Below are 10,032 nucleotides of genomic sequence, written 5' to 3' on the forward strand. Positions count from 1 at the left end.
GCCATGTCTGAAAAAACTTTCCTGGTGGAAATCGGCACCGAAGAGCTGCCACCAAAAGCCCTGCGCAGCCTGGCTGAATCTTTTGCTGCGAACGTGACCGCCGAGCTGGATAACGCTGGCCTGGCACACGGTAAAATTGAATGGTTTGCTGCACCGCGCCGTCTGGCGCTGAAAGTAGCAAATCTGGCGGCGTCTCAGCCGGATCGTGAAGTGGAAAAACGTGGCCCGGCCATTGCTCAGGCGTTCGACGCGGAAGGCAAACCGAGCAAAGCGGCAGAAGGTTGGGCGCGTGGTTGCGGCATCACCGTTGACCAGGCCGAGCGTCTGACCACCGACAAAGGCGAGTGGCTGCTGTATCGTGCACATGTGAAGGGCGAAAGCGCGGAAGCGCTGCTGCCGGACATGATCGCGACCTCACTGGCTAAGTTGCCAATTCCTAAGCTGATGCGCTGGGGCGCGTCCGACGTGCACTTCGTGCGTCCGGTTCACACCGTGACCCTGCTGCTGGGCGATGCCGTTATTCCTGCCACTATCCTGGGCGTGGCGTCCGATCGCGTGATCCGCGGCCACCGCTTTATGGGCGAGCCGGAGTTCACCATCGACAATGCCGACCAGTACCCGCAGATCCTGCTGGAGCGCGGTAAAGTCATTGCCGACTACGAACAGCGTAAAGCCAAAATCAAAGCGGACGCGGAAGAAGCGGCACGCCAGATTGGCGGTAACGCTGACCTGAGCGAAAGCCTGCTGGAAGAAGTGACCTCTCTGGTGGAATGGCCAGTTGTGCTGACCGCGAAGTTCGAAGAGAAATTCCTGGCCGTTCCGGCTGAAGCGCTGGTCTACACCATGAAGGGTGACCAGAAGTACTTCCCGGTATACGCCAACGACGGCAAGCTGCTGCCAAACTTCATCTTCGTGGCGAACATCGAATCGAAAGATCCGATCCAGATTATCTCCGGTAACGAGAAAGTGGTGCGCCCACGTCTGGCGGATGCGGAGTTCTTCTTCAACACCGACCGTAAAAAGCGTCTGGAAGATAACCTGCCGCGCCTGCAGACCGTGCTGTTCCAGCAGCAGCTGGGTACGCTGCGCGACAAAACCGACCGCATTGCGGAGCTGTCCGGCTGGATCGCCCGTGAAATCGGTGCCGACGTCAACCACGCTACCCGTGCGGGCCTGCTGTCCAAGTGCGACCTGATGACCAACATGGTGTTCGAATTTACCGACACCCAGGGCGTGATGGGCATGCACTACGCGCGTCATGATGGCGAAGCGGAAGATGTGGCCGTGGCCCTGAACGAGCAGTATCAGCCGCGCTTTGCGGGTGATGACCTGCCGTCCAACCCGGTTGCCTGCGCCGTGGCGATTGCCGATAAGATGGACACCCTGGCGGGTATCTTTGGTATTGGCCAGCATCCAAAAGGCGACAAAGACCCGTTTGCGCTGCGTCGTGCCGCGCTGGGCGTGCTGCGTATCATCGTTGAGAAGAACCTGAACCTCGATCTGCAGACCCTGACCGAAGAAGCGGTGCGTCTGTACGGCGACAAGCTGACCAACGCCAAAGTGGTGGATGACGTCATCGACTTCATGCTCGGCCGTTTCCGCGCCTGGTATCAGGACGAAGGCTACACCGTTGACACCATTCAGGCGGTGCTGGCGCGTCGTCCGACCCGTCCGGCTGACTTCGATGCGCGTATGAAGGCGGTTTCCCATTTCCGTACCCTGGAAGCGGCATCAGCCCTGGCAGCGGCCAACAAGCGTGTATCCAACATCCTCGCAAAATCCGACGAGACGCTGAACGAGCGTGTTAACGCTGCAACCCTGAAAGAGCCGGAAGAGATTGCCCTGGCGATGCAGGTTGTGGTGCTGCGCGACAAGCTCGAGCCGTACTTCGCGGAAGGTCGCTACCAGGAAGCGCTGGTGGAGCTGGCGGAGCTGCGTGACGTTATCGACGCCTTCTTCGAGAAAGTGATGGTGAACGTGGAAGATAAAGATCTGCGTATTAACCGTCTCTCGATGCTCGAGAAACTGCGCGAGCTGTTCCTGCGCGTGGCGGATATTTCGCTGCTGCAGTAATGCAAAAAACCCGCCCCTGACAGGCGGGAAGAACGGCAACTAAACTCATGCCGGGCTGCAAAAGCAGCCCGGCTTTTTTATTACACTCTCTCAAATACCGTCGCGATACCCTGACCCAACCCGATACACATTGTTGCCAGACCAAACTGAGCATCTTTGCGTTCCATCAGGTTGATAAGCGTCGTGCTGATGCGCGCGCCGGAACAGCCCAGCGGGTGACCGAGGGCGATCGCGCCGCCGTTGAGGTTAATCTTCTCGTCGATCTGATCCATCAGCCCCAGATCTTTAATGCACGGCAGGATCTGCGCGGCGAAGGCTTCGTTCATCTCGAACAGATCGATGTCGCTGGCGGTTAAGCCCGCTTTTTTCAGTGCCAGCTTCGAGGCCGGAACCGGGCCGTAACCCATGATGGAAGGATCGCAGCCGACGACCGCCATCGAACGCACGCGAGCGCGTGGCGTCAGGCCTAGTTCGCGGGCGCGGCTTTCGCTCATCACCAGCATCGCGGCGGCACCGTCGGACAGTGCGGACGACGTTCCCGCCGTTACCGTGCCGGTGACCGGATCAAATGCCGGGCGCAGGGTAGACAGCGCTTCGACCGTGGTTTCCGGGCGGATGACTTCGTCGTAGCTGAACTGCTTCAGTACGCCGTCTGCTTCGTGACCGCCGGTTGGGATGATCTCATTCTGAAAGGCACCGGACTGCGTGGCGGCCCAGGCGCGAGCGTGAGAGCGCGCGGCAAAGGCATCCTGCATTTCACGGCTGATACCATGGAGGCGGGAGAGCATCTCGGCGGTCAGGCCCATCATCCCCGCGGCTTTCGCCACGTTACGACTCATGCCCGGGTGGAAATCAACCCCGTGGCTCATCGGCACGTGGCCCATGTGCTCAACGCCGCCCACAAGACAGGCCTGCGCATCGCCGGTCATGATCATGCGCGCCGCATCGTGCAACGCCTGCATGGACGAACCACACAGACGGTTGACGGTGACCGCCGGAACCGAGTGCGGGATCTCCGCCAGCAGAGACGCGTTACGGGCGATGTTGAAGCCCTGCTCCAGGGTCTGCTGCACGCAGCCCCAGTAGATATCGTCCAGCGCTGTTGGGTCCAGCGCCGGGTTACGCGCCAGCAGGCTACGCATCAGGTGCGCGGAGAGATCTTCCGCACGCACGTTACGGAACGCGCCGCCTTTTGAACGGCCCATCGGGGTGCGAATCGCATCAACAATGACAACCTTTTCCATTGTGACTCCTTAAGCCGTTTTCAGCTCGCCAACCGGACGGGCTGGCTCAACTGCTGGATAGTAGGGTTCGTTATGGCGCGCTTTGTTACGCAGACCTTCCGGCACCTCATAAAGCGGGCCAAGGTGCTGGTACTGCTGAACCATATCGAGATAGCGGGCGCTGCCGAGCGTATCCAGCCAGCGGAACGCGCCGCCGTGGAACGGAGGGAAGCCAAGGCCGTACACCAGCGCCATATCCGCTTCTGCCGGGCTGGCGATGATGCCTTCTTCCAGGCAACGCACCACTTCGTTGATCATCGGGATCATCATGCGGGCGATAATCTCATCGTCGGTGAAGTCGCGTTTCGGCTGGCTTACATCGGCCAGCAGGCCGTCCACCACGGCATCTTCTTCTTTCTTCGGTTTGCCTTTGCTGTCTTCTTTATAGCGCCAGAAGCCCAGGCCGTTTTTCTGACCGAAGCGGTTGGCGTCAAACAGTGCGTCAATGGCGTCGCGATAGTCTTTCTGCATGCGCTGCGGGAAGCCTGCCGCCATCACCGCCTGCGCGTGATGGGCGGTATCAATGCCGACCACGTCCAACAGATACGCCGGGCCCATCGGCCAGCCGAACTGTTTTTCCATCACTTTGTCGATTTTGCGGAAGTCCGCTCCGTCGCGCAGCAGCTGGCTGAAGCCTGCAAAGTACGGGAACAGTACGCGGTTAACGAAGAAGCCCGGACAGTCATTCACCACGATCGGGGTTTTGCCCATCTTGCTTGCCCACGCCACCACTTTGGCGATGGTTTCGTCAGAGGTTTTTTCCCCACGGATCACTTCGACCAGCGGCATACGGTGTACCGGGTTGAAGAAGTGCATGCCGCAGAAGTTTTCCGGGCGCTTCAGCACGCTCGCCAGTTCGCCAATCGGAATAGTGGAGGTGTTAGAGGCCAGCACGGTGCCTGGACGAACCTTGTCTTCCGTTTCGGCCAGCACCGCTTTTTTGACTTTCGGATTCTCAACGACCGCTTCAACCACCACGTCCACACGGTCAAAACCGCTGTACTCCAGCACCGGCTGAATGGTGGCGATCACGCCTGCGAGCTTCAGCCCGTCAATTTTTCCGCGCTCCAGCTGTTTATTCAACAGCTTGGCCGCTTCGGTCATGCCGAGCGTCAGGGATTTCTCGTTGATGTCCTTCATCACCACCGGCACGCCTTTCCATGCCGACTGGTAAGCGATGCCGCCACCCATAATGCCTGCACCGAGCACCGCCGCGTGTTTTGGCGTCTCAACGTTTTTGGTCAGTTGTTTGGCTTTACCTTTCACGAACTGATCGTTAAGGAAGATACCGACCAGCGCGCGAGCTTCATTGGTGTGCGCCAGCGGGACAAAGCTCTGATTTTCGAGCTTCAGGGCTTCGTCGCGACCAAAGCGGGCCGCGGCTTCAATGGTTTTCACCGCCGTGATCGGCGCCGGGTAGTGTTTGCCCGCCGTCTGCATCACCATGCCTTTGGCGATGGTGAAGCTCATGGTGGCTTCAATTTTGCTGAGCTTTAACGGCTCCAGCTTCGGCTGGCGTTTGGCTTTCCAGTCGAGATCGCCATTGATCGCCTGACGCAGGATGGCAATAGCACCCTCAATCAGTTTTTCAGGCTTAACCACGCCGTCCACCAGGCCGATTTTCTGCGCCTGTTCTGCGCCGACATCTTTACCCGCGGCAATGATCTCCAGCGCGCTGTCGGCACCCAGCATGCGCGGCATACGCACGGAACCGCCAAAGCCCGGCATGATGCCCAGCTTGGTTTCCGGCAGGCCGATGCGCAGATCCGGCGTGGCGAGACGGTAATCGGTGGCTAATACACATTCACAGCCGCCGCCCAGCGCGTAGCCGTTCACGGCGGAGATCGTTGGGACAGGCAGATCTTCCAGACGATTAAAGACGCTGTTGGCAAAGTGTAGCCACTGGCTCAGCTGTTCTTCAGGCACCAGGAAAAGCGAGAGAAATTCGGTGATATCGGCACCGACAATAAAGGCCGCTTTGTTCGAACGCAGCAGCAGCCCTTTTAATTCAGGTTGTTTTTCAAGAACATCCAGCGCCTGGCCAAGACTGGCCACCGTCGCGGTATCAAGCTTATTCACTGAGCCGGGGGCATCGAACACCAGTTCGGCAATGCCATCTTCCAGCCAGTTGAGGTACAGGGTGTCGCCTTTGTAAAGCATGTCAGTCTCCTGAATCCAGCAAGTGGATCTGGTCATACCAGATGAGACGGAGTGTGGAATTTATGTTAATAAAATGCAAATTTCTCATTAAGAAATTGCTGCATTGATCACGGTCGGTGGAAATCACGCAGCCGGAGTGAGGTGTGCTAAGATGCGATGACTTGAGGTCAAAAAAACGAAAGGAAGAATGATGGACTCACTGGCTTCGCTTTATAAAAATCATATCGTTACCCTACAGGAACGTACCCGCGATGTACTGGCGCGCTTCAAGCTGGATGCCCTGCTAATCCACTCCGGCGAGCTGATGAACACGTTTCTTGATGACCATGCTTATCCGTTTAAGGTCAACCCGCAGTTTAAAGCCTGGGTGCCGGTGACACAGGTGCCAAATTGCTGGCTGCTGGTGGATGGCGTGAACAAGCCGAAACTGTGGTTCTATCTGCCGGTGGATTACTGGCACAACGTGGAACCGCTGCCGACTTCTTTCTGGACCGAAGAAATTGATGTGATTGCCCTGCCAAAAGCGGACGGTATTGGCAGCCAGCTGCCTGCGGCGCGCGGCAACATCGGCTATATTGGCCCTGTTCCAGAGCGTGCGCTGGGTCTGGATATTCCGGCGGATAAACTCAATCCGAAAGGGGTGCTGGATTATCTCCACTATTACCGCGCGTATAAAACCGACTACGAACTTTACTGTATGCGTGAAGCGCAAAAAACGGCGGTGAATGGCCACCGTGCCGCGCACGAAGCGTTCCAGTCCGGTATGAGCGAGTTCGATATCAATCTTGCCTACCTGACCGCAACCGGTCACCGCGACACCGACGTACCGTACAGCAACATCGTCGCGCTGAACGAGCATGCGTCTGTACTTCACTACACCAAACTGGATCACCAGGTTCCGTCGGAAATGCGCAGCTTCCTGCTGGACGCAGGGGCAGAGTATAACGGCTACGCGGCCGATCTGACCCGTACCTGGGCGGCGAATGGGGATACCGATTTCGCGCAGCTGATTAAAGACGTGAACGATGAACAGCTGGCGCTGATTGGCACCATGAAGGCCGGAACCAGCTATGTGGATTATCACATCCAGTTCCATCAACGCATCGCTAAACTGCTGCGTAAGCATCAGATTGTGAAAGACATGAGCGAAGAGGCGATGGTCGAAAACGATCTGACCGGGCCATTTATGCCGCACGGTATCGGTCACCCGCTGGGCCTGCAGGTTCACGACGTTGCGGGCTTCATGCAGGATGATACCGGCACGCACCTGGCGGCACCGTCTAAATATCCTTACCTGCGTTGCACCCGTATTCTTGAGCCGCGCATGGTCTTGACCATCGAGCCGGGGATCTACTTTATTGAATCCCTGCTGGCGCCGTGGCGTGAAGGTCAGTTCAGCAAGCACTTCAACTGGGAAAAAATTGACGCGTTGAAACCGTTTGGCGGCATTCGTATCGAAGATAACGTGGTTATTCATGAGAACGGTGTCGAGAACATGACGCGAGACCTGAAGCTGGCCTGATGGAAAGCTGGCTGATACCGGCTGAACCGGTCACCTTTGTTGAGGAAATCAAGAAAAGCCGCTTTATTACGCTGCTGGCGCACACCGACGGCGTAGAGGCGGCAAAGGCGTTTGTCGAGTCCGTTCGCGCGGAGCATCCTGATGCACGCCACCACTGCGTGGCGTGGGTGGCAGGACCGCCGGACGATTCGCAACAGTTGGGGTTTTCTGACGACGGTGAACCGGCTGGCACGGCCGGTAAACCTATGCTTTCGCAGCTGATGGGCAGCGGCGTGGGCGAGATCACCGCCGTAGTGGTTCGCTACTACGGCGGCATTTTGTTAGGTACGGGTGGGCTGGTTAAAGCCTACGGTGGGGGTGTCCAGCAGGCACTTAATCTGCTGATAACCACCCGCAAAACGCCACTTACCGAATATACTCTGGTATGCGAGTACTCGCAGCTTTCGGGCATTGAAGCGTTACTGAAGCACGTTAACGGTGTGATTGCGCACAGCGATTACCAGGCGATGGTGCAATTACGCGTGGCGCTTCCTCAGGCGGAACTGGCCTCTTTTTCAGCAAAACTCGCTGATTTTAGTCGTGGTTCGTTGCAATTGCTGCCGATTGAAGAATAATCCCCACCTCACTTTTTTGAATACCAAAGGAAGCGGCAGAGATGCATTTTCGTGCCATAACCCGAATCGTTGGACTGCTGGTCATACTCTTTTCCGGGACGATGATTCTCCCAGGACTGGTGGCACTTATCTACCGGGACGGCGCGGGGCGTGCGTTTACCCAGACCTTTTTTGTCGCATTGGCGATTGGCTCGCTGCTCTGGTGGCCAAACCGTCGTGAGAAAGGCGAGCTGAAATCTCGGGAAGGGTTTCTGATCGTCGTGCTGTTCTGGACGGTGCTGGGAAGCGTCGGTTCGCTCCCGTTTATCTTCTCTGAACAGCCCAATCTGAGTATCACGGATGCATTCTTTGAATCGTTCTCTGGTTTAACAACTACCGGAGCGACGACGCTGGTGGGGCTGGATTCTCTCCCGCATGCCATTCTCTTTTATCGCCAGATGCTGCAGTGGTTCGGCGGTATGGGGATCATCGTTCTGGCGGTGGCTATCCTGCCCATTCTGGGCGTCGGTGGGATGCAGCTTTATCGGGCTGAAATGCCCGGCCCGCTAAAAGATAACAAAATGCGTCCGCGTATTGCGGAGACGGCAAAAACCCTGTGGCTGATCTATGTCTTGTTGACGGTCGCCTGCGCCCTGGCGCTGTGGTTTGCCGGAATGCCCGCTTTCGATGCCATCGGGCACAGCTTTGCGACTATCGCTATCGGTGGGTTCTCCACGCACGATGCCAGCGTGGGCTACTTCGACAGCCCGACGATTAACACTATTATTGCTATCTTCCTGCTGATCTCCGGTTGTAACTACGGTCTGCACTTCTCTTTACTGAGTGGGCGCAGCCTGAAGGTGTACTGGCGCGATCCGGAGTTCCGCATGTTTATTGGCGTCCAGTTGACGCTGGTGATCATCTGTACGCTGGTGCTTTGGTTCCACGATGTTTATAACTCGGCCATGACCACGCTAAACCAGGCCTTTTTCCAGGTGGTGTCGATGGCGACAACGGCGGGCTTTACCACGGACAGCATTGCGCGCTGGCCGCTGTTCCTGCCGGTGCTTTTGCTTTGCTCGGCCTTTATCGGGGGCTGTGCGGGGTCTACGGGCGGTGGCCTGAAGGTCATTCGTATACTGCTGCTGTTCAAACAGGGCAACCGCGAGCTGAAGCGTCTGGTTCACCCGAATGCGGTTTATAGCATCAAGCTGGGGAATCGTGCGCTGCCGGAACGTATTCTCGAAGCGGTGTGGGGTTTCTTCTCTGCTTATGCGCTGGTCTTTATCGTCAGTATGCTGGCTATTATTGCTACCGGCGTGGATGATTTCTCCGCATTCGCCTCTGTTGTGGCGACGCTTAATAACCTCGGTCCCGGGCTGGGCGTGGTGGCGGATAACTTTGCCAGTATGAACCCGGTGGCGAAGTGGATCCTTATCGCTAACATGCTGTTTGGGCGTCTTGAGGTCTTTACGCTGCTGGTGCTGTTTACCCCAACATTCTGGCGCGAGTAAGGAGTCATTAATGAAAACATTAGTTCTTTTCTCTACGCGAGACGGACAAACGCGCGAGATTGCCGCTTATCTGGCTTCTGAATTAAAAGAGCTGGGCATTTACGCGGATGTAGTGAACCTGAACCGTGCGGAACACATCGCGTGGCAGGAGTACGATCGTGTGGTGATTGGGGCGTCTATTCGTTACGGGCATTTCCATCCCGCGCTGGATCGTTTTGTGAAGAAACATAAGGACGTGCTCAATAAGCTGCCCAGTGCCTTCTACTCGGTCAATCTGGTTGCCCGTAAAGCAGAAAAGCGCACGCCGCAAACTAACAGCTATACGCGCAAGTTTTTACTTCATTCTCCGTGGCAGCCAACACTTTGCGCGGTCTTTGCCGGGGCGCTGCGCTATCCGCGCTACCGCTGGTATGACCGCTTTATGATCCGCTTGATTATGAAGATGACGGGCGGTGAAACCGATACGCATAAAGAAGTGGTGTACACCGACTGGTCGCAGGTTGCCAGTTTTGCGCGGGAAATCGCGCATATAACGGGCGATTCGCGACTTAAATAAGCGTTAAGTTTGAAAAGTGAGCGAACGAAAAGTTTTTTGTATTTTGTGCTTGTCACTTCAGAATAACTCCCTATAATGCGCCTCCACTGACACGGAACAACGGCATACACGCCGCCGGGTCAGCAGAGAAAAGCGAAAATAAACGCTTGACTCTGAAGCGGGAAAGCGTAATATGCACACCCCGCGCCGCTGCGAAAAGCGAAGCGGCACTGCTCTTTAACAATTTATCAGACAATCTGTGTGGGCACTCAAAGTGACATGGATTCTTAATGTCTTCGGACAATAAATGAATACCAAGTCTCTGAGTGAACATACGTAATTCATTACGAAG

Annotated in this window: 8 protein-coding genes; 5 read left to right on the forward strand and 3 right to left on the reverse strand. The window is 56.6% G+C overall.

The genetic code is table 11. The annotated features are described in order from the left end of the window. Positions 1-3: 3 nt before the first annotated feature. Entirely contained in the window at positions 4-2,073 is a 2,070-nt protein-coding gene (gene glyS / locus AC2T6E_RS22110) for a glycine--tRNA ligase subunit beta (protein ID WP_089599660.1), read from the forward strand. An 80-nt stretch (positions 2,074-2,153) separates the two neighbouring features. Here the strand turns inward: glyS and fadA are convergent, their stop codons facing one another. Further along, a complete protein-coding gene (gene fadA / locus AC2T6E_RS22115; protein ID WP_486693243.1) occupies positions 2,154-3,317 on the reverse strand; it encodes an acetyl-CoA C-acyltransferase FadA in 1,164 nt (387 codons plus the stop codon). 9 nt (positions 3,318-3,326) lie between these two features. Further along, positions 3,327-5,516, reverse strand: a complete 2,190-nt coding sequence (gene fadB / locus AC2T6E_RS22120; RefSeq protein WP_126817171.1) for a fatty acid oxidation complex subunit alpha FadB — start codon at positions 5,514-5,516, stop codon at positions 3,327-3,329. A gap of 190 nt (positions 5,517-5,706) precedes the next feature. Here fadB and pepQ point away from each other — a divergent pair, with 190 nt between their 5' ends. Genes pepQ through hemG form a run of 4 tightly spaced genes read left to right on the forward strand, consistent with a single transcriptional unit; the run spans position 5,707 to position 9,701 of the window. Next, on the forward strand, positions 5,707-7,038 hold the full coding sequence (pepQ, locus tag AC2T6E_RS22125; protein WP_089599656.1) for a Xaa-Pro dipeptidase: 1,332 nt from the start codon (positions 5,707-5,709) through the stop codon (positions 7,036-7,038). Next, the gene (locus AC2T6E_RS22130) at positions 7,038-7,652 is read left to right on the forward strand and encodes an IMPACT family protein (protein ID WP_108418144.1); all 615 of its coding nucleotides are present in this window, start codon (positions 7,038-7,040) and stop codon (positions 7,650-7,652) included. Before pepQ ends, AC2T6E_RS22130 begins: the two co-directional genes overlap by 1 nt. A gap of 41 nt (positions 7,653-7,693) precedes the next feature. Next, positions 7,694-9,145, forward strand: coding sequence for a Trk system potassium transporter TrkH (gene trkH, locus AC2T6E_RS22135; protein ID WP_010436781.1), 1,452 nt, complete (start codon positions 7,694-7,696; stop codon positions 9,143-9,145). A 10-nt stretch (positions 9,146-9,155) separates the two neighbouring features. Beyond that, positions 9,156-9,701 carry a menaquinone-dependent protoporphyrinogen IX dehydrogenase gene (gene hemG, locus AC2T6E_RS22140; RefSeq protein ID WP_010436783.1) on the forward strand — a complete coding sequence of 182 codons (546 nt, stop codon included), beginning with the start codon at positions 9,156-9,158 and terminating at the stop codon, positions 9,699-9,701. A 70-nt stretch (positions 9,702-9,771) separates the two neighbouring features. Here the strand turns inward: hemG and AC2T6E_RS22145 are convergent. Further along, on the reverse strand, positions 9,772-10,032 hold a 261-nt coding region (locus AC2T6E_RS22145), incomplete at its 5' end, for a hypothetical protein (RefSeq protein ID WP_486693244.1).

It is taken from the genome of Enterobacter sp. B79-1 (assembly GCF_057444735.1).